Annotated in this window: 18 protein-coding genes; 16 read left to right on the top strand and 2 right to left on the bottom strand. The window is 74.7% G+C overall.

What is annotated here, in order from left to right:
- The first annotated feature begins 153 nt into the window (after window positions 1–153).
- The 13 genes from ACFVFR_RS04895 to ACFVFR_RS04835 all read left to right on the top strand — a co-directional run bounded on the left by ACFVFR_RS04895 (window position 154) and on the right by ACFVFR_RS04835 (window position 13,617).
- Window positions 154–1,716, top strand: a complete 1,563-nt coding sequence (locus ACFVFR_RS04895; RefSeq protein ID WP_383698168.1) for a phage tail sheath family protein — start codon at window positions 154–156, stop codon at window positions 1,714–1,716.
- Window positions 1,717–1,759: 43 nt separating this feature from the next.
- Window positions 1,760–2,203: a phage tail protein gene (locus ACFVFR_RS04890; RefSeq protein ID WP_187061354.1), complete on the top strand. Its 444-nt coding sequence runs from the start codon at window positions 1,760–1,762 to the stop codon at window positions 2,201–2,203.
- The gene (locus tag ACFVFR_RS04885; RefSeq protein ID WP_383698166.1) at window positions 2,203–2,670 is read left to right on the top strand and encodes a hypothetical protein; all 468 of its coding nucleotides are present in this window, start codon (window positions 2,203–2,205) and stop codon (window positions 2,668–2,670) included. Before ACFVFR_RS04890 ends, ACFVFR_RS04885 begins: the two co-directional genes overlap by 1 nt.
- Window positions 2,667–2,810: a DUF6760 family protein gene (locus tag ACFVFR_RS04880; RefSeq protein ID WP_383698164.1), complete on the top strand. Its 144-nt coding sequence runs from the start codon at window positions 2,667–2,669 to the stop codon at window positions 2,808–2,810. Before ACFVFR_RS04885 ends, ACFVFR_RS04880 begins: the two co-directional genes overlap by 4 nt.
- Before the next feature lie 34 nt (window positions 2,811–2,844).
- The gene (locus ACFVFR_RS04875; RefSeq protein WP_383698162.1) at window positions 2,845–4,929 is read left to right on the top strand and encodes a hypothetical protein; all 2,085 of its coding nucleotides are present in this window, start codon (window positions 2,845–2,847) and stop codon (window positions 4,927–4,929) included.
- Window positions 4,930–5,092: 163 nt separating this feature from the next.
- On the top strand, window positions 5,093–5,524 hold the full coding sequence (locus tag ACFVFR_RS04870) for a phage tail protein (protein WP_383698160.1): 432 nt from the start codon (window positions 5,093–5,095) through the stop codon (window positions 5,522–5,524).
- Between the two features lie 212 nt (window positions 5,525–5,736).
- Window positions 5,737–6,648, top strand: coding sequence for a peptidase M23 (locus tag ACFVFR_RS04865; protein WP_383698158.1), 912 nt, complete (start codon window positions 5,737–5,739; stop codon window positions 6,646–6,648).
- Window positions 6,642–8,543 carry a VgrG-related protein gene (locus tag ACFVFR_RS04860; RefSeq protein WP_383698156.1) on the top strand — a complete coding sequence of 634 codons (1,902 nt, stop codon included), beginning with the start codon at window positions 6,642–6,644 and terminating at the stop codon, window positions 8,541–8,543. Before ACFVFR_RS04865 ends, ACFVFR_RS04860 begins: the two co-directional genes overlap by 7 nt.
- A gap of 131 nt (window positions 8,544–8,674) precedes the next feature.
- Window positions 8,675–8,950 (top strand): PAAR domain-containing protein, encoded by a 276-nt coding sequence (locus ACFVFR_RS04855; protein ID WP_383698154.1) that lies wholly within the window; start codon window positions 8,675–8,677, stop codon window positions 8,948–8,950.
- Between the two features lie 2 nt (window positions 8,951–8,952).
- A complete protein-coding gene (locus ACFVFR_RS04850; RefSeq protein WP_383698153.1) occupies window positions 8,953–9,360 on the top strand; it encodes a GPW/gp25 family protein in 408 nt (135 codons plus the stop codon).
- Window positions 9,357–11,342, top strand: coding sequence for a putative baseplate assembly protein (locus tag ACFVFR_RS04845; protein WP_383698151.1), 1,986 nt, complete (start codon window positions 9,357–9,359; stop codon window positions 11,340–11,342). The genes ACFVFR_RS04850 and ACFVFR_RS04845 overlap by 4 nt, the downstream gene beginning before the upstream one ends.
- 2 nt (window positions 11,343–11,344) lie before the next feature.
- On the top strand, window positions 11,345–11,905 hold the full coding sequence (locus tag ACFVFR_RS04840; RefSeq protein WP_383698149.1) for a phage tail protein: 561 nt from the start codon (window positions 11,345–11,347) through the stop codon (window positions 11,903–11,905).
- A gap of 914 nt (window positions 11,906–12,819) precedes the next feature.
- Window positions 12,820–13,617 (top strand): NADase-type glycan-binding domain-containing protein, encoded by a 798-nt coding sequence (locus ACFVFR_RS04835; RefSeq protein ID WP_383698147.1) that lies wholly within the window; start codon window positions 12,820–12,822, stop codon window positions 13,615–13,617.
- Window positions 13,618–13,720: 103 nt separating this feature from the next.
- Here the strand turns inward: ACFVFR_RS04835 and ACFVFR_RS04830 are convergent, their stop codons facing one another.
- Window positions 13,721–14,461 carry a MerR family transcriptional regulator gene (locus ACFVFR_RS04830; RefSeq protein ID WP_383698402.1) on the bottom strand — a complete coding sequence of 247 codons (741 nt, stop codon included), beginning with the start codon at window positions 14,459–14,461 and terminating at the stop codon, window positions 13,721–13,723.
- A gap of 134 nt (window positions 14,462–14,595) precedes the next feature.
- On the opposite strand from ACFVFR_RS04830, the gene ACFVFR_RS04825 reads away from it, so the two are divergent.
- Entirely contained in the window at window positions 14,596–15,006 is a 411-nt protein-coding gene (locus ACFVFR_RS04825; protein ID WP_383698146.1) for a DUF3291 domain-containing protein, read from the top strand.
- A gap of 34 nt (window positions 15,007–15,040) precedes the next feature.
- Here ACFVFR_RS04825 and ACFVFR_RS04820 read toward each other — a convergent pair whose 3' ends face one another.
- The gene (locus tag ACFVFR_RS04820; RefSeq protein ID WP_383698145.1) at window positions 15,041–15,811 is read right to left on the bottom strand and encodes an SAM-dependent methyltransferase; all 771 of its coding nucleotides are present in this window, start codon (window positions 15,809–15,811) and stop codon (window positions 15,041–15,043) included.
- A 950-nt stretch (window positions 15,812–16,761) separates the two neighbouring features.
- Here ACFVFR_RS04820 and ACFVFR_RS04815 point away from each other — a divergent pair.
- The gene (locus ACFVFR_RS04815) at window positions 16,762–17,274 is read left to right on the top strand and encodes an STAS domain-containing protein (protein ID WP_383698143.1); all 513 of its coding nucleotides are present in this window, start codon (window positions 16,762–16,764) and stop codon (window positions 17,272–17,274) included.
- Window positions 17,275–17,341: 67 nt separating this feature from the next.
- The gene (locus ACFVFR_RS04810) at window positions 17,342–18,328 is read left to right on the top strand and encodes a DUF3048 domain-containing protein (RefSeq protein WP_383698141.1); all 987 of its coding nucleotides are present in this window, start codon (window positions 17,342–17,344) and stop codon (window positions 18,326–18,328) included.
- Window positions 18,329–18,357: the final 29 nt, after the last annotated feature.

The raw sequence follows: 18,357 nt of genomic DNA, 5'->3' as shown, positions 1-18,357 counted from the left end.
AATGATCGGGTGCACCCCGTGGTGACCGACCAGCGATCAGCCGGCTGCCCCTTGGGGCAACCCGGACGGCACGCCAAGTAGCCCGAAGTTCTTTCCGGCTGATCCTTTACATGGCGAGAATCGCTGTCGTTTCCCCCGGCCAAGGAGAGTGGTATGCCGTCGTCGTACCTGTCCCCGGGTGTCTACGTCGAAGAGGTGGAGTCCGGGTCACGGCCCATCGAGGGGGTGGGGACCTCGGTTGCCGCCTTCGTGGGGTTCGCCGAGAAGGGGCCCTTCAACGAGCCGACGCTGGTGACGAACTGGACCCAGTTCGTCACCGTCTTCGGCGACTTCGTGGAGGGAACATACCTGGCCACCTCGGTCTACGGGTACTTCGCCAACGGCGGGGGCACCTGCTACGTGATCCGTATCGGCGGTTCGCGTGCCGCGCCGGACGCGGAGGCGGGGGACACCGCGCCGCCCGAGGAACTGGACGCCCCGCCGCAGGTCCCGCTCGGCCCGTACGTCGTGCGCACACTCCCCGGCGTCACGGGAGAGGTCACCGTCGAGGTCGCCTCGGCGGAGGTCGAGGACCCGCCGCAGGACGTGTTCAAGCTCATCGTCCGGCACAACGGCGAGGTCGCCGAAACCTATCCGGTGGTGACCACCAAGCGCAGCAAGGAGAACGTCGCCACCCAGGTCGCCGCGCGCTCCCGGCTGATCGCGCTGGAGGAGCCCGGCAAGGGGGCGGCGCCGCCCCGGCCCGAGCCGCAGTCGGTCCGGCTGGCCGTGCCACCCGGTGGGGCCGCGGGCGTGACACCCCAGGAGCTGACGACGGAGTCGTACGTGGGTGACCCGGACCAGCGGACCGGGTTCGGCGGGCTGGAGGCGGTCGAGGACGTCACGATGGTCGCCGCTCCCGACCTGATGAGCGCCTACCAGCGGCGCGTGCTCGACCTGGAGACGGTGATCGCGGTCCAGCAGGGGCTGATCGCGCACTGCGAGCTGATGGGCGACCGCATCGCCATCCTCGACCCGCCGCCCGCCCTCAGCCCGCAACAGGTGCGGGCCTGGCGCACGGAGACGACGGGCTTCGACTCGAAGTACGCCACCCTCTACTACCCGTGGGTCAAGGTGTTCGACCCAGCCGTCGGCCGCAACGCGTTCGTGCCACCCAGCGGGCACGTCGCCGGCGTCTGGGCCCGCAACGACGCGTCGCGCGGCGTCCACAAGGCGCCCGCCAACGAGGTGGTGCGCGGCGCGGTGGCGCTCCAGACACAGCTCACCAAGGGCGAGCACGACCTCCTCAACCCCATCGGTCTCAACTGCATCCGTGCCTTTCCCGGACGCGGCCTGCGGGTGTGGGGCGCGCGCACCCTGGCCAGCGATCCCGCCTGGCGCTACCTCAACGTACGCCGACTCTTCAACTACCTGGAGGAGTCGATTCTCGCCGGCACCCAGTGGGTGGTCTTCGAGCCCAACGACGACGCCCTGTGGGCCCGGGTGCGGCGGACGATCTCGGCGTTCCTGGTCAACGAGTGGCGCAAGGGCGCGCTCTTCGGGCTCACGCCGGAGGAGGCGTTCTACGTCAAGTGCGACCGGGAGACCAACCCGCCGGAGAGCATCGACGCGGGCCAGGTCATCTGCGAGGTCGGGGTGGCCCCGGTCAAACCCGCGGAGTTCGTGGTCTTCCGGCTCGCCCAGCTCTCCAGCGGCTCCGGCGCGGTCGACGAGTGAGACACCAGCCCGGCCCGCGACCGACTGACTCAAGGAGGCTGTTATGCCGCTGCCCGATCTCGACAGCTCCGTCGGGCATTCCTTCGGCCTGGAATTCGACAGTGTGCTGATCCGGCAGATCACCGAGGTCTCCGGCCTGAAGATGGAACAGGACGTCATCGAGCTGAAGCAGAACACCGCCGACGGCAAGTACGCCATCAAGAAGTTGCCCGGCCGCCCCAAGGCCGGCGAGGTCACCGTCACCCGGGGGCTGACCGAGGACAACAGCTTCGAGCGGTGGATCACCGACTCGCGCTTCGGGCGGATGAACAACGCCCGCCGCAACGGCTCCATCATCGTCTACGACTACGAGGGCATCCCGATCAAGCGGTACAAGCTCATCAACGCCTGGCCCAAGACGCTGGAGATCAGCGCGCTCAAGGCGGGTGACACCTCCGTCCTCACCGAGAAGCTCGCCATCACCTTCGAGAGCATCGAAGTCGAGTGATGCGCCGGCGCACCAGCGCGGCCACCGCCCCGGCCGTCGAATCCGCCGACCCGGTCGCCCGCCGGGAGGAGGAGCCCGGCGGGCGGGCCGGGGGGCTGCGTACCGAGTTCGGGTTCGAGCTGCCACGTGGGTACGTGGACGAGTCGGGCACCGTGCACCGGGCGGGGGTGATGCGACTGGCGACCGCGCGCGACGAGCTGGTCCCGCTGCGAGACGACCGGGTGCGGGAGAACCGCGCGTACCTGTCCGTGGTGCTGATCTCCCGGGTGCTGGTGCGGCTCGGCACGGTCGAGGACGTCCACCCGGGCGTGGTCGAGGATCTGTTCGCCTCCGACCTGGCCTTCCTCCAGGACTTCTATCGCCGTATCAACTCCGAGGGGCACACCCGCGCGTCGGTGACCTGCCCCTCCTGCCGTGACTCGTTCGCCGTGGACCTCGCCGGCGGTGGTCGCCTGGGGGAATCGTGACGTACGCGACCGACCGGATGCACGAAGAGGTCGCGTACCTCGCCTACCACTTCCACTGGTCGCTCGACCAGATCCTCGATCTGGAACACGCGGACCGACTCCGCTACGCGCACCAGATCGCCCGACTGGCCGGGCAGTGAACCACGCCGAGCGGCGGAGAGGGGCGAGCTTCTGATGGGATGGCTGTCGAGGTGGTCGGGCGGTGGCCGGGCGACCCCGGCCGGGGGCGAGGCGGCGGCCGGACCGGCCGACCCGACGTCCGCCGACTCTTCGAGCGCCGCCGACACGGTGCGTGGCGGCCAGGGCTGGCGCGAGCTGCCGCCACTGCAACGGACCCTGAACGAGGCCCCGTTGGTCGCAGACGTCGAATCCTTCCCGGCGTCCCTCGGCACCTGGCAGGACGCCTCACTCACCTCCCCCCTCGGCCACCTCGTCACCCCCGACGCGCCCACCGGGCTCGGCCACGGCCTGGCCACACCGGCCGAGCCCGACCCACCCGTGCCCGGCTCGGGGGAGACACGGGCAGCCGCGACCGGACGACACGAGGAGGGGCAGGACGCCGCGATGGCAGACCACCTGGCGGCCGGCCCGAACAGCCCGGCCGGACCTCGGGTGACCCTGCAACGCTGGTCGGCCCGGCCACTGACCTCCGCGTACCCGCTGGAGACCGGGTGGGTACGGGAGGTGGCCAGCCTTTCGCCCGAGCCCGAGCCCGTGCCCGACCCTGGCACGGCCCCGCCCGGCGCACCCACCAGCGTCGGGAGTACGCCGCGCTCCGCCGGTGTGCAGCGCTCGCCGTCCCTCGGGCCGCCGCCCGCTGTTGACGCGGGTACGGGCGCGGGCGCGCGCGGTACGGGTCTGGGCGCGCCGCTGGCCGGGCTGCCACCGACCGCGCAGCGCACCCCGGTGGCGAGCACCAGCGGCCCAGCTCCGTCGCCGGAGCCGGCCGCGACCGGACCGGCCGCCGGCGAACCTCCGGCTGGTCCCGTGTCCGACCCGCCACTCGACCGAGCCGACCCGCTCCCCGACCAACCCACCGCGCCACCCGACCAACCCGCGTCGCCGTCCCTGACCGCCGGGCCCGCCCCGGTGCGGGCCGACGCCGCCGAGTTCGCGGCCTCCCGGTCCTCCGTCGTCGAGCCGGAGGCCGACACGCATGCGGCCCGGCCGCTGCTCGGCACCGATCCGCTGGTCTCGCGGGCGGCCGCGGAGGACCAGACGGGCCCACCGGAGTATCCGGCTGAGCCGGCCGTCGGGCCGCCGCTCTCGGTGGCCCGCGCGGCGGAGTCGGGCGCGCGGCCGAGCGTGGCGCGGGAGTTCGCGGCGGGTTCGCGGCCACGCGGCGGCTCCTGGCCCCGGGCCGAGGCCGTCCAGCGGGCTCCGGTCCCGGTGCGGCCGGCCTCGGCCGACGGCACCGCGCTGCCCGCGCCGAGCGGGCCGGCCCCGGCCGTCGAGGTGGTGGCGCCGCTGGTGGCACAGCGCTCGGTGCCGGTGTTCTCCGACACGGCCCGGGAGGCGCTGGAGGAGGCGTCCCCCGCGGCGGCGGACGACGCCGTGCCCGTACGGTGGCCGGAGCCGGACACCGAGCTAGCCCCGCCACCCGCGCCGCGCCGAGCCGCCGCGCGTGGGTCGGCCGTCGGGGTGCAGCGGTGGGCCGGACCGCCGGCCGACGGGTCGGGCGGGACACGCGGCGAGCCAGGCCCGACGCGTACGGGGCCGACGCCGGCCGGGCCGACTCTCTCCCGTACCGGCCCCACGCCGACACCCACCGGCCCGCCTCGTACACCGCCCGCGCCGCGACGCGCCGCCGCGTCCGCCCCGGGCGCGGCCGGCCCCGGGCACGCGCCGGCCCCTGTCGGGCCGCTGGGCACGGCGCCGCTCGACGCCGGGGCCGTCGCCGTCGCGGCCGGGGTGGCGCGACGGACGGCCGACGGCTCCGTCGTCTTCCGCCAGCCCTCCTCCGCGCTGCCGGTGGCCGTGGGGCGGGACGCCGAACCGGCCGAGCCACCACCACCGGACCCGCCGCCCGACCCGGAACCCGAACCCGACCCGGAACCCGGGTCGGGCGGCGACGAGCCCTCGACCGAGGCCGATCCGGCCGGGGGGCGGTCAGCGACCGAGGGCCGGGAGGCGGGTGCCCCGGCCGTCACCGACGAGTTGGTGCGGGCGCTGTTCGCGCCGCTGAGCCGACTGCTTCGGGCCGAACTGCGGCTGGAGCGCGAACGGGCCGGCTACCTGATCGAGACCAGACACCGATGAACCAGACACCGACGACCCAGACACCGACAAACGAGTCACCGACGAACCAGCCAGCAGTGGTGCGCCGACCAGCAGTGGTGAGCCGGGCGGCGGCGCACCGGACACCGCCGCGCGGACACCGCCGAGCAGGCGCCGACAAGCAGACAGGGAAGGGAGGTACGGCATGAGCGTGACCGACGACCCGGCGGTGACCGTGTGCTTCGTCGTCACCATCGACGGCATCGAGCTGGGCTCCTTCAACACGTGTGAGGGCCTCGGGTGTGAGGTGGTGCTCGAACAGCGCGAGGAGGGTGGCAACAACGGCCACCTGTGGCAGCTTCCCACCCGACTGAAGTACTCCAACGTCAAGCTGTCTCGGCCGCTGACCCGCGAGACGGAGAAGGTGGCCCGCTGGTTCGCCAGCATGACGGGCGGGTTCAAGCGCAAGACCGCGCACATCGAGGCCCGCACCGGGGACGGGGTGAAGGTCGCCCAGTGGGGGCTGCTGGAGGTGGTGCCGGTCCGCTGGACCGGCCCCTCGTTCAACCCCGAGTCACCCAAGGTGGCCATCGAGACCATCGAGATCGCCCACCACGGCTACGTCATGGAGGGCTGAGCGGTGACCACCCCGCGCACCCGCACACACCCCCCGACCCGCCCCGGCGACCACACCCGCACCCGGACACGCCCCCACACTCGTGTACGCCCCCACACCCGCGTGTACACCCACACCCACACCCACACCCACACCCGGACCACCCCCCAGCCACCCCGCCAGGCGCACACCCGACGCCACACCCACCCACACACCCGGCACGGGGGGAGGGGATGAGCGGGGCCGTGGCGTTCAGCGCGGCGGGCACCGGTGGCGCGGGCGGGGGCGGCGGCGCGCGACCCAAGCTGGAGCACGCGTACCTGGAGATGCGCACCCCGCCACCCGGCGGGAGCCTGACCCCGGGCGGGCCGGCGGGGCGGATCGACTTCCAGTTCAACCCCAAGGAGCTGACGCTCACCAAGGCGGCGGCCTGGAAGCGCAGTCCGGCCAAGGGGGCCAAGAGCGCGGGCCCGCCCGAGTACCAGGGTCCCAAGCCCAGCAAGCTGACCGTGGAGATGTTCTTCGACGCCAGCGACACCCAGGACACCAGCGTGGTCACCTCGGTGGAGAAGCTGCTGGCCTGCTGCGTACCGACCAGCGAGACGCGACAGCAGCGGCGTTCGTCGCCCCCGTGGGTGATCTTCCACTGGGGCGGCCTCACCGGCTTCCCCGGCTATCTGAGCCAGGTCCAGGTGAAGTACACCCTGTTCACCACCTCCGGGGTGCCCATCCGGGCCGTGTGCCAGGTGACGATGGAGGAGATCAGCGGGGAGACCCCGGGGCAGAACCCGACCTCCGGCGCGCTGCACGCGCGCCGCGTGCACCAGGTGCGCACCGGTGACACGCTGCCCGAACTGGCCTGGCGCGAGTACGGCGACCCCACGGCCTGGCGGGTCATCGCCGAGGCGAACGACATCGACGACCCGATGCGCCTGACCGACGGTCGCGAACTGCTGCTGCCCGCGCCCGACGAACTGTCCCGACGGCACGCCCCCGCCCAGGCCGCGCCGGTGAGCGGGTCGGCGACCGCCGGCGGGCCACCGGGACAGCTCGCCTCGGCGCCCCGGGCCCTGGCGGGGCGCGGCCCCGCGCCCACCCCCGGCGCGCTGCCGGGCCACGCGTCGGCGGGAGCGGGCCCGTGGTGAGCCACAGTGTCGCCAAGACGCTGGTGGTCGAGGTCGCTGGCCGCCCGCTGCCCGCCGCGTGGGCCAACACGCTGGTCGAGGCGTACGTCGACGACAGCCGCACGCTGCCCGACCTGTTCCTGTTGCGCTTCCGCGACCCCAGCAGGGTCCTCCTGGAACAGGCGGGCCTGGCGATCGGCACCCCGGTGCGGCTGCTGGCCCAGGCCGGCGAGGGAGCTTCCGGCCCGCTGCTGAGCGGGCACGTCACCGCTCTTGAGGTGGACATCGACGACACCGGCACGTTCACGGTGGTACGCGGTCTGGACGAGTCGCACCGACTACTGCGGGGCCGGCGCGTCGCCAGCTACCAGAACATGACGCTGGCCGACGTCGTCGCCCGCGTGGCCCAGCGCGCGAAGCTGCGCCCCGGCACCGTGGACGTGGCCGGCCCCGTCCTGGAACACGTGGCCCAACCCAACATCACCGACTGGGAGTTCATCCGCACCCTGGCCGAGAGCGCCGGCGCGCAGGCGTGGGTACGCGACGGGCGACTCCACGTCACCAAGCCCACCGAGGCGGGCGGCGCCCCCGACACCGGGGCCCGCGCCGACACCAACCCCCTGGTCCTGGAGATGGGGGACAACCTGCTGCGCTGCCGGGCCGCCGTCTCGGCGGCCGAACAGGTCTCCGCCGTCGAGGTGCGCGGCTGGGACGTACGAGCCAAACAGCCGCTGGTCGGCCGGGCCGACGCCGGTACGGCGGCCACCCTGGAACTCGGGCTCACCGCGGCACAGGCGACCCAGCCCTTCGGCGAGGCCACCTACGTCGCCACCGACGCCGCCTACGGCAGCCAGGCCGAGGTGGACCAGGCGGCCAGGGCGCTGGCCCAGCGGATCGCGGGCTCCTTCGCCGAGTTGGAGGCCGTCATCCGGGGCAACCCCGCGGTGCGGGCCGGCGCCGCCGTCACCCTGGCCGGCGTGGGCAAGCCCTTCGAGGGCCGCTACACCGTCACCTCCTCCCGGCACGTCTTCGACGCCGTACGCGGCTACGAGACCTGGCTGACGGTCTCCGGCCAGCAGGAACGCTCGCTGTACGGGCTCGCCGGCGGCCCGGCCGGCGGCGGGGTCACCGGCGCCCACCGCGCCGGCCTGGTCAACGCGACGGTGACCGACACCAAGGACCCGGAGAGCCTGGGCCGGGTCAGGGTCCGCTTCCCGTGGCTGTCCGACGAGTACGCCAGCGACTGGGCCCGCACCGCCCAGGCCAGCGGCATCGGTGGCGGCGAGGCGTTCATCCCCGAGGTGGGGGACGAGGTGCTGGTCGGTTTCGATCAGGCCCGCATGGACCGGCCGTACGTGCTCGCCGCGCTCTACAACGGCCAGGACAAGCCCGGCACAGGCGGCGGCGCGGGCGGCGGCCAGGGTGGCACGGCCGGTGGCGCGCCCGGGGAGGGCGGCGCCGTCGACCCCACCACCGGGGCGGTCACCAGGCGGGCGTTCGGCTCCAAGGGGGGCAACAAGCTGGAACTCCTCGACGCGGCGAACGGCCCGCAGGGCCTGCGCCTGGTCACCGGCGACGGCAAGCTCAGCATCAACCTCGACCGCAAGGGAACCACCATCGTGCTGCACAGCGACGGGACCGTGGAGATCGAGGCCACCCAACGGGTGACCATCAGGGCCGGCGACGGACTCTCGCTGGACGCCGGCAAGGGAGCGCTGGAACTGGCCGGCGACGCGGTGCGGCTGACCGCCCGCGAGGGGGTGCGCGTCAACGGCGGCAACGGCCCACTCAAGCTCGCCACCGGCGGCTCCGTCGAGGTGCGGGGCAACCAGATCGCGGTCCACGCCGGCAACCGTACGGAGGTCAAGGGCGGTTCGACCGTCGCCATCAACGCCCCCCTCGTCCGCATCAACTAGCCCCGCGACAGCCAGCCCCGCGACAGCCAGCCCCGCGACAACCCGACCCGCGACAGCCGGTCCCGCCACAGGCCGTCCCGCCACCACCGGAGCCACCACGACCCGTCCCGTGCCGAAGGGGAGGAGCGCACATGCCAGCAGCCGCCCGCGTGGGCGACCCGACCGGCCACCCGGGCGTGGTGGGCGGGCCGGGTGTGCCCACGGTGCTCATCGGCGGGCGCCCGGCGGCCACCGTCGGCACCCCGCACCAGTGCGCGTCCCCGGCCGCGCACCCGCCGTCCCCGCTGCGCCCGCCCGGCAGCCGTGGCGTGTTCGTCGGAGGCCGCCCCGCCGCCCGGGTGGGCGACGCGGCCGGCTGCGGCTCCCCGATCGTCGCGGGCTGCCCCACCGTCCTGATCGGAGGCTGACCATGGTCCAGCAGTTCATCGGCGCCGGCTGGGCCTTCCCGCCCCGCACCGACGCCACCGGCGGCATCGCCCTGGTACACGGCGGGCAGGAGATCGCCGAGTCCATCCGGCTGATCCTGTCCACCGCGCCCGGCGAGCGGCCGATGCGCCCCGAGTTCGGCTGCGCGCTCGGTGACTACGTCTTCGCCCCCGCCGACGCGGGCACCGCCGGCCAACTCGCCTACGAGGTACGCCTTGCCCTGGAGCGGTGGGAGCCACGCATCGACGTGGCCGACGTGGCGGTGCGTTTCGACGAGGCCGACGACGGTGTGCTCTACATCGACATCAGCTACGCGATACGCGGCGCCAACGACCCGCGCAACCTGGTCTTCCCGTTCTACGTGATCCCCCGGCACGAGGAGGGCACATGACGCTCCCCAGCCCCAACCTGGACGACCGACGTTTCCAGGGGTTGGTGGACGAGGCGAAGCGGCTGGTGCAGCAGCGCTGCCCGGAGTGGAGTGACCACAACGTCTCCGACCCCGGTGTCACCCTCATCGAGGCGTTCGCCACCATGGTCGACCAGCTCGTCTACCGGCTCAACCGGGTGCCGGACAAGAACTACCTGGCCTTCCTCGACCTGATCGGCGTCCGCCTGTACCCACCCACCGCCGCCCGGACCGACGTCACCTTCTGGCTCTCGGCCCCACAGCCGGAGCCGGTACGCGTCCCGGCCGGCACCGAGGTGGCCACCGTGCGCACCGAGGCCGAGGAGTCCGTGGTCTTCACCACCAGCGCCGACCTGCCCGTCGTGCCGTGCTCGCTGGCCCACCTGGCGACCTGGCCGGCCCAGGGCGAGGTCGCCGACGGCACCGAGGAGTTGGCGCTCGGCCGTGACGTGCGCTGCTTCGGCGCCACCCCGCGCCCCGGCGACTGCCTGTACGTCGGCCTATCCCAGCCCGCGCCGGCCTGTGTCGTGGTGCTGCGGCTGGACTGCCGGGTCGAGGGGGTGGGAGTGGACCCGCGCCGCCCGCCGCTGCTGTGGGAGGCGTGGGACGGCGGCGCGTGGGTGGCCTGCGAGGTGGACAAGGACGACACGGGTGGCTTCAACAAGGCCGGCGAGGTGATCGTGCACCTGCCGCCGGGCCACCTCGCGTCGGTGGTGGCCGGGCACACCGCGGGCTGGATCCGCTGTCGGCTGCTGACGGCCGCGCCGGGCCAGCCCACCTACGTGGCGTCGCCGACCGTCCGGGAGATCACCGCGTTCACCATCGGCGGCACCGTCGAGGCCAGTCACGCCGAGACCGTCACCGAGGAGGTCATCGGGGTCTGCGACGGCGTGCCGGGGCAGAGCTTCGAGGTGGCCAGGCCACCGGTGGTGCCCAGCGAGGAACCCTTCGTGGTGGAGGTCGCCGAGGGCACCGGCTGGGTGGAGTGGACCCGCGTGGACGACTTCGCCCACTCCACCGCGTACGACCGTCACATCACCCTGGATCCCAACTCCGGGCGAGTGGACTTCGGCCCCGGCGTACGCGAACACGACGGCTCGCTACGGCTGTTCGGCGCCGTGCCGCCCAAGGGTGGCACCGTACGGGTGCGCCGCTACCGCACCGGCGGCGGGCGGCGCGGCAACGTCGCCCGGCACGCCCTGCGTATCCTGCGCAGCTCGATGCCGTACGTGGCGCGCGTCGACAACCGCCGCCCGGCCCTGGGCGGCGTGGACGGCGAGAGCGTGGACGAGGCCCGGGTGCGCGGGCCGTTGACCCTGGCCACCCTGCACCGGGCCGTCGTGCCCCACGACTACGAGCGACTGGCCCGCGAGGCCGCGCCCGATGTGGCCCGCGTGCACTGCGTGGCGGCGGGGGAGCTGGCGGGCGAGGGCGCCGACGGGCGGGTGGAGCGGGACGCGGACGCGGGCGGCGTACGGCTGCTCGTGGTGCCGGCCGGGCGCGGGGACGAGCGCGGCCGGGTGCGCTTCGAGGAGCTGACCCCGCCACCCGAGACGCTCGCGATGATCGCCGCCCACCTCGACGAACGCCGCCCGCTGGGCGCCAGGCTGCACGTCGAGTCGCCCTACTACCAGGGCGTCACCGTCGTCGCCGCGGTGCGGGCCCGGCGGGGCGCGGCGGGCGAGGAGCTCCGCGAGGCCGGCCTGGCCGCCCTCTACGGCTACTTCAACCCGCTTTCGGGCGGCCCCGAGGGCGACGGCTGGCCCTTCGGACGGCCGGTGCACGCGGGAGAGGTGTACGCCGTGTTGCAGCGACTGCCGGGCGTCGAACTGATCGAGGACGTGCTGCTCTTCCCCGCCGACCCGGTCACCGGCGAACGCGCCGACCCCACCAACAAGATCATCCTCGACGAGCACGCGTTGGTGTTCAGCTTCGCACACCAACTGCGGGTCCTGGAGGTCTGACGATGCGCGCCGCGATACCAGGACTGCCCACCCCGCACCCGCTGGCCGACCAACTCCCCGCCGTCTACCTCGACCAGGACTTCCTGCTGCGCTTCCTCGGCGCGCTGGACGAGGTGCTCGCCCCCGTCCTGCTGACCCTGGACAACCTGCCCGCCTACCTGCACCCGCGCACCGCCCCGGAGGACTTCGTGACCTGGATGGCGGGCTGGGTCGCGGCCCGCACGGACGAACAGCGGCCCGAGGACCAACGCCGGGCGGTGGTCGCCGGCGCCGTCGTACGCCACCGGCGGCGGGGCACCCGCGCCGGGCTCGCCGAGGCCGTCCGAGTGGAGACCGGAGTCGAACCCGAGATCACCGAGAGCGGCGCCACCACCTGGGCGGTCGGCTCCGGCGGCCCGCTGCCCGGCTCGGCGCCGCCCTGGGTACGCGTCCGGCTGCGGGTGGCCGACCCGGCGGGCTTCGACCGGGCCCGCCTGGTGCGTCTGGTCGAAGCCGAGGTGCCCGCGCACCTCGGGTACGCGGTGGAGGTCCTGCCCAGCGACGCCTCGACGGACCCGACATGACCTGCCCCGACTGCGGACACCGCAACGAGCCGGGCGCCCGGTTCTGCGCCTCCTGCCGGGCCTTCCTGGACTGGGAGCACGCCGGCGAGTCCATGGGCGGCCACACCGGTACGGGCCGCGCCGACACGGGCGCCCCCGTCGGCGGCGCCGGCCAGCCTCCCGCCGTACCCCCGCCCCACCCCGAGCCCCCACCGGCCACCCCGCCGCGGACTCCTCCGCCCGCGGCCACCCCGCCCGCGCCACCACAGGCGCCCCTGGCCCGGCCCGGGCCGCCGCCGACCACGTCACCGGCCCCGTCCGGACCGGCCACCACCCCGCGCGCCCCCGCGCCACCCCCCGGCTCCGACGCCCCCAACCCACCCACCGGCCCCGCGCCCGGCGCGCCCCCACCGGCCGCCGGCCCGCCATCGCGCGGTGGCGCAGCAGCACTCTCCGGGCCGGAGGCCGGTCCACCGCCGGGCCCGCCACCCGGGCAGGGCGCCCGCCCGACACCCGGGCCCCCGCCAGGGCCCCAACCGCCACCCGACCCCGCCCCGTGGCGAACGCCCGACCCCCAGCCGTCGCCCGGCCCCGCCCCGCAGCGAGCACCCGGCCCTGCTCCCCACCCGTCGCCCGGTGCCCAGCCGGCACCCGGCCCCGGGTCCGGCCGTGGGCGTACGCCGGGTCCTGACTCTCGACCCAGCCCCAGCGTCCACCCCGGCCCCACCTCCAGCCCCGGGCCGTCGTCCGGCTCGACGCCCGACGGCCCGGCGGCGCCGGCGCGGCCCGTACGTCCTGGGGCGGGCCCCGCCAGACTTCGCCCGCCGCGCCCGCCGCTGCCGCCCGAGGCGGCACGGCCGGCGTCCGAGCCGGTGGCGCCGCGGCGCCCGGGGGACCGGGTCGGCGACGGGGACGAGGTCGGACCCGACCACCGGGTGGGTGCGTCCGCCGACCCCGGGCCGCCGCCGGCGGCCGGCCGTGGCGGGTCGGCGAGCGGCCGGCCCTGTCCGCGCTGCCGGGCGGACAATCCGTACGAACGCCGGCTGTGCCTGCGGTGCGGCGCGGAGCTCGCCACCGCGAACCCGTCGTCTGGGCGGCGTCAACTGCCCTGGTGGCGGCGGCTGTTCGGGCGGGACCCGGACCGGGTGCTGGTGGCCGGCAGTCGGCCCCGCCACCGCACGTGGTCCCGGCCACGGCTCGCGCTGCCGCTGACCTTGCTGGTTCTCCTGGGCGCGGCGTACTTCGCCCGCTCCCAGCTCTCGGACGCGCTCACCTTCACCCAGGACCGGACCGGTACACCGGAGGCGCTGCGACCCGAGGCCGGCCGGGCCTCCAGCGAGGCCGCCGGTCACCGCGCGGGCGCCGCCTTCGACGGCTTCACCAACCGCTACTGGGCGCCCGCCGAGACTGGCCCGGCCACCGGGCAGTATCTGGAGACGACCTTCGAGAAGCCGGTGCGGCTGCGGAAGCTGCTCGTCATCGCGGGCGGTTCGGTCAACCAGGACGAGTTCCTGGCCCAGGCCCGCCCGGCCGAGCTGACGGTCACACTCTTCGACGCGCGGGGCGAGCGCACCACCCAAGCGGTCAACCTCAGGGACCAGCCCGGCCAGCAGACCTTCGACGTGCGCGGCTCGGACGTCTCCCGGGTGCGGGTGACCATCGACGCGGCGTACGGGGGCAGCCCCAAGCGGCGTGTCGCCATCGCCGAGCTGGAGTTCTTCGGCCGCCGCTGAGCCCCGCCCCGGGAGCGGGTGGTGGCGTGCCCCGGAGGGGGCTGGCCCGGGGAGCGGCGCCGGCGCGCAGGGGCGTGCGGGGGTACGCGCGGGGCGCGGGTGGTCAGGCCGAGCGGTGGGAGCCCGAGCCTGTGGGGTCGCTCCCGCCGGCGCGCGGGGCGTGCGGGGCTTCCGGGTCCCGCTCGGGCGCCGCTGGCTGACTCGGGTAGCGCAGCATCGCCTCGTTCTCCTGGGCGAGCCGGCGCAGGGTGGCCAGGACCGGTTCGAGCAGGACGGTCAGCACCAGCGCGCGTTCGGCGACGTCGATGCGGTCGTCGATGCCCGTGAGATGGTCGAGGTCCAGGCGGGCGGTGGCCTCGGCGAGTTCGGCGTAGGGCGCCAGTTCGTCCGCCCCGAGGCTGGCGTCCACCCGGCGCAGCGCGCGCAGTCCGGCGGCCAGCGCCGCCCGGCCCGGGGACTGGTCGCTGACCGTCCACCCCATCCGCTCCACCAGTGCCGCCGCCTCCGCCGCGCAGTCCTCGCCCGCGCCGGCCGCGTCGGCGCCGCCCGTGCCGGGGCTCGCGCCGGTGTCGGCCACCGGCGAGCCCAGTGCGTAGTGCGTGACGCCGAGCGTGTGGTAAAGGTCGAGCGGTTCGCTGATCGCGTTCAGCACCTCGCGACTGGCGGTCACGGACAGCCCACCGAAGCTGATCAACGCGCGCACCAGCCGAAGCCGGCGCAGATGGTCCTCGTCGTAGTCCGCCTGGTTGGTAGCCGTCGCGTGCCCGGACGGCAGCAGGCCCTCCCGCAGGTAGAACTTGATCGTGGGGATGGCCACCCCACTGCGACGGCTCAGCTCGGACATCTTCACGTCGTTCTCCTCGGCATCGCGCCCCGCTCGACTGGCAGGCACTGGTAGGCAGTGCCACTATCCGTAGTAGATAGTTCTGCTGCCTACTGTAGTCGGAGCAGTCCACCACCCCACATCGAGGAACCGCCATGCCCACTCTGCCGTGGATCACCGCCGCCACCCCCGACCCCGCCACCCGGGCCGTCGTCATGGCCTCCCGGCTGGAGCTCCGCTCGCGGGCGCAGGTGCCGCGCTTCTTCTGGAAGTCCCTGCTCGCCCTGCGGCAGGCCAGGAAGGCCCCGGGGGCGCTCGGCGTCACGCTGGTCGCCGAGCCCCTCCGGGGCGTCTTCTGGACACTGTCGGCCTGGGAGAACGAACAAGCCGTGCACGCCTACGCCCGCGCCGAACCGCACCGTTCGATCATGCGGGAGCTGGGCGCGGTCACCCGCCGGTCCCGGTTCGTCTTCTGGACGGCCCCCGCCGACACCCTGCCGATCGACTGGGCCGAGGCCAGGCACCGCATCGCCGAGGCCGAGGCGGCGGCGGAGGCCGGAGCGTGAGGTGGGCGGGGCGTGAGGTGGGCGGGGTCCTGTCTCACGCCACCGGGATCAGCGTGAGGTAGGCGATGCCCAGGACATCGCGATAGCCGCGCAGCCAGCGCGAGCGCTGCTGGTCCACCCGCGCGCGGGCCGGCTCCGCCTCGGGGTGGGTCGGGTGTTGGGCCAGCCACTCCTCCACGTCGGCCCGGTAGCCCGACTCGAACTCCTCCCACTCGTCGTGGCCCGCCGACTCGATCCACTCCGGGCGGAACCCGGCGGCGATCGCGAGATCGACGAGCCCCGCCAGGCTGGGGTGTTCCTCCGCGCTGGCCTGCGGCCACATGCCGGCCAGCTCGGCGGGGGAGGGGGTGCGCTGCCAGAAGCCCTCGCCGAGGAGTACCCGCCCGCCCGGGTTGACCAGGCCGCGCAACGCCGTGAGCGCGGCGGCCGTGTGCCCGGGGGGCTCGACCTCGCTCAGGGCGTGGCTCGCGCCGAGACAGATCACCACGTCGGCGGGGCCGCGCGTGGTCGCGACGCCCGACTCCGCGTGGAAGGCGACCCGCTCGCCGAGCCCGCGATCCGTGGCGGCGGCCCGACCACGGGCGACATCCTCCTCGCTGAGGTCGACGCCCACGCCGGTGGCGTTCGGTGCCGCCGCCAGCGTACGCAGCAGGAACTCCCCCCAACCGCAGCCGATGTCGAGCACGCTGGTGGGGTTGGTCCGGGCGACGCGGTCGATCATGCGCGCGGCCCGCGCCTCCGAGAGCGGGCCGTGAAAGGTGAGACGGGTCAGGCGTGGGGGTGCCGTACTGGCTGCGTTGTTCATGTGTCGGAAACTACGTCGCCGGCCGTTGGGGGAACAGCGAATTTCGCGGCCGTACGCCGGTGTGTCAGGAGGCTTTCGGGGAGACGGGGCGCCGCCGCGAAGAAGAGGCGTACGCCGGGGGAAAGCTTTCGGCCATCCTGTGGGCTTCAGGTGACCGCTCCTCGGCCGCCGTCGAACGCCCGCGTCACCTACCGGCCTGTCGCGCGAGGGGTGTTGGGCCCGCGCGGTAGTCCCGATCGAGCCGTTCGCCCGCCTGTCGGGCCCGTGGCCAGCGCCGGGATCGCGGGCCCGCGCCCTCGGCCCGGGGCCGGGCCGCCCCGGCCCGCCTCCGACCGCGCCCACGCCCGCCCCGCGCCCCCGGGCCCGCCCGCCGCCGCACCGGCCGGCCCGCGCGACGCGTCGCACCGTTCGCGCCCCCCGCCGAGCGCCCGCCATCGAGTACAGGCCGGAACCGGCCAGATGACCGGCGAATGCTTGGCCGCGCGCCGCGATGGCGGCGCTTTCTGTCGGCCCTTCGCGCACGCGCCGTACGCGGTACGTGCCGGGACCGGGCGGCCACGCGGTGTGCCCGAGCGCGAGACGGGTCATGCGGTCGGCGCGCCGCGCTCACCGGCCCCGCTGCGGTCACGGCGACGGAGTCGGCCGTTCCCCGACGCCGGCCCGGGGCTCGTGGGTGATCTTCGAGGCAGGCGGCGCAAGCGCTGTCAGAGAGTCGCGTTCGCGGCGCCGGTGGCCAAAGCTGGCCGTTCCACGGCAGATTCGGAGTTGGCTGGTAAGTGTCGGTGTAGTCGCACGTGACAGCGGCAATAGTGTGAAGACCGGTGTCGCCCCGCCCCTGGCGACTACCGTCCCCCACCGCACGTATGCCGCGTGTCGAGGAGCAGAATCTCGGCACGTACCGACGGTTCACCGTCTAACCGAGGACGCACCGACAGCGATGAGGGCATCTCATGCGCCAGTGGCACTCCGAGTATCAAGCGAGATGCTGGTACGACGACGCGAACACCGTCGTCGAGCTACACGGAGAGATCGACATAGCGGCGGCCGAGTGCCTCGCACCCCGGCTGCGCCGGCTGGCCGCCGGCGCGAGCCACGAGGTCGTCATCGACCTGCGACCGGTGACCTTCATCGACTGCAGCGGGCTGAGCATGCTGTGCGCCCTGCACGAGCTGCTGATGGTCGACGGGCGCCGGCTGCGTGTGGTGGCGACCCGACCGGTCACCCTCAAGATGTTGCGGCTGACCAGGCTGGACCACGCCTTCGTGGTGCACGGCTCGCTCCGCGAGGCCCGCGCCGCGACCCGCGCGCCGCGCGGCCCCCAGAGTCCACCGGCCACGGGTCGCACGGCGCCCAGCGCGGGGCGGGCGGCGCTGGGCGCGGCCATCGCCAGCGTGATCCCGGCCTACCCGCGCACCAGACCCCGCCCGGACGCGCCGGCGGGGCGCTCCCCCAACGACGGGTGAGCCCCACTGGCGGCGCCGGCGCCGATGATGTCTCCTGGAGCGGGACCCACGAACGAAGAGGGCTGCGGTGGACAACGGGAAACGCCGGGCGGCGGCATGGCTCGCCGTACTGACCACCGTGTTCGCCCTGTCCGCCGTCGGGTGTGACGACAGCGACGCGCCCGAGGACGGCACCTCCCCGTTCACCGGCCTCGCGGCGCGCGACGCCCCCGTGCTCGCCGTGAAGATCGACAACGTCGGCCCGGCGCGGCCCCAGAGCGGCCTCGGCGCGGCCGACATCGTCTACGTGGAGCGCGTGGAGGCCGGCCTCTCCCGGCTGATGGCCGTCTACTCCTCCCATCTGCCGCCCAGCGTCGGCCCGGTGCGCAGCGCCCGCGAGACGGACCTGGAGCTGCTGCGCCAGTTCGGTGAGCCCGCCTTCGCCTATTCGGGCGCCCAGTCAAAACTGCTGCCGCTGGTCAAGGACGCCCCGCTGCACCCGGTACCGCCCGAGCAGGTCGCCGACGCGTACACGCGCAGCCGCGACCGGGCCGCCCCGCACAACCTCTACCTGCGGCCCGAACGCGCCCTGGCCGCCGCCTCCGACGCCGAGGACGCGGCGGACATCGGCTTCCGCTTCGGCGCCGCGCCCTCCGGCGGGCGTGACACCCCCGCGTACACCGTCCGCTACCCGGCGGCGGCCGTCTCCTTCACCTGGGCGGGCGGGCGCGAGCGCTACCGGGTGGCGATGGACGGGCAGTCGGTGCCGGTGGCCGACGCCCAGGGGCGCGGGCCGGCGACTGTGGTCGTCCAGGGCGTCACCATCCGCGACTCCCGCTTCCACGACCGGCTGGGCAGCGCCTCGCCCTTCACCGACACCACGGGGTCGGGGCCGGCCCTGGTGCTGCGCGACGGCAGGGCGCACCAGGCCCGCTGGGAGCGGCCGTCCGCCACCCGGGGCACGGAGTTCAGCACGCCCGACGGCAAGCGCCTGGCCTTCGCCCGTGGCCCGGTCTGGGTGGCCTACGTACCGCGCGACGCCGTGCCCTCGGGAGCCGCGGGCACCTCCCGCTAGGCGCGGGCGCGGGGCGGGCGAGCACCCGG

This window comes from Streptomyces sp. NPDC057702 (assembly GCF_042799315.1).
Lineage (GTDB): Bacteria > Actinomycetota > Actinomycetes > Streptomycetales > Streptomycetaceae > Streptomyces.
The sequence above is the reverse complement of the archived record's forward strand: the minus strand, read 5'-3'. Positions and strand labels throughout refer to the sequence as shown.

Bases quoted from the DNA above. Each gene is read 5' to 3' on its own strand.
- ACFVFR_RS04825 (WP_383698146.1), top strand. From the start codon at position 14,596: ATGCCCACTCTGCCGTGGATCACCGCCGCCACCCCCGACCCCGCCACC.
- ACFVFR_RS04845 (WP_383698151.1), top strand. From the start codon at position 9,357: ATGACGCTCCCCAGCCCCAACCTGGACGACCGACGTTTCCAGGGGTTG.
- ACFVFR_RS04870 (WP_383698160.1), top strand. From the start codon at position 5,093: ATGAGCGTGACCGACGACCCGGCGGTGACCGTGTGCTTCGTCGTCACC.
- ACFVFR_RS04895 (WP_383698168.1), top strand. From the start codon at position 154: ATGCCGTCGTCGTACCTGTCCCCGGGTGTCTACGTCGAAGAGGTGGAG.
- ACFVFR_RS04855 (WP_383698154.1), top strand. From the start codon at position 8,675: ATGCCAGCAGCCGCCCGCGTGGGCGACCCGACCGGCCACCCGGGCGTG.
- ACFVFR_RS04865 (WP_383698158.1), top strand. From the start codon at position 5,737: ATGAGCGGGGCCGTGGCGTTCAGCGCGGCGGGCACCGGTGGCGCGGGC.
- ACFVFR_RS04850 (WP_383698153.1), top strand. From the start codon at position 8,953: ATGGTCCAGCAGTTCATCGGCGCCGGCTGGGCCTTCCCGCCCCGCACC.
- ACFVFR_RS04820 (WP_383698145.1), bottom strand. From the start codon at position 15,811: ATGAACAACGCAGCCAGTACGGCACCCCCACGCCTGACCCGTCTCACC.
- ACFVFR_RS04830 (WP_383698402.1), bottom strand. From the start codon at position 14,461: ATGTCCGAGCTGAGCCGTCGCAGTGGGGTGGCCATCCCCACGATCAAG.
- ACFVFR_RS04840 (WP_383698149.1), top strand. From the start codon at position 11,345: ATGCGCGCCGCGATACCAGGACTGCCCACCCCGCACCCGCTGGCCGAC.
- ACFVFR_RS04890 (WP_187061354.1), top strand. From the start codon at position 1,760: ATGCCGCTGCCCGATCTCGACAGCTCCGTCGGGCATTCCTTCGGCCTG.
- ACFVFR_RS04885 (WP_383698166.1), top strand. From the start codon at position 2,203: ATGCGCCGGCGCACCAGCGCGGCCACCGCCCCGGCCGTCGAATCCGCC.
- ACFVFR_RS04875 (WP_383698162.1), top strand. From the start codon at position 2,845: ATGGGATGGCTGTCGAGGTGGTCGGGCGGTGGCCGGGCGACCCCGGCC.
- ACFVFR_RS04815 (WP_383698143.1), top strand. From the start codon at position 16,762: ATGCGCCAGTGGCACTCCGAGTATCAAGCGAGATGCTGGTACGACGAC.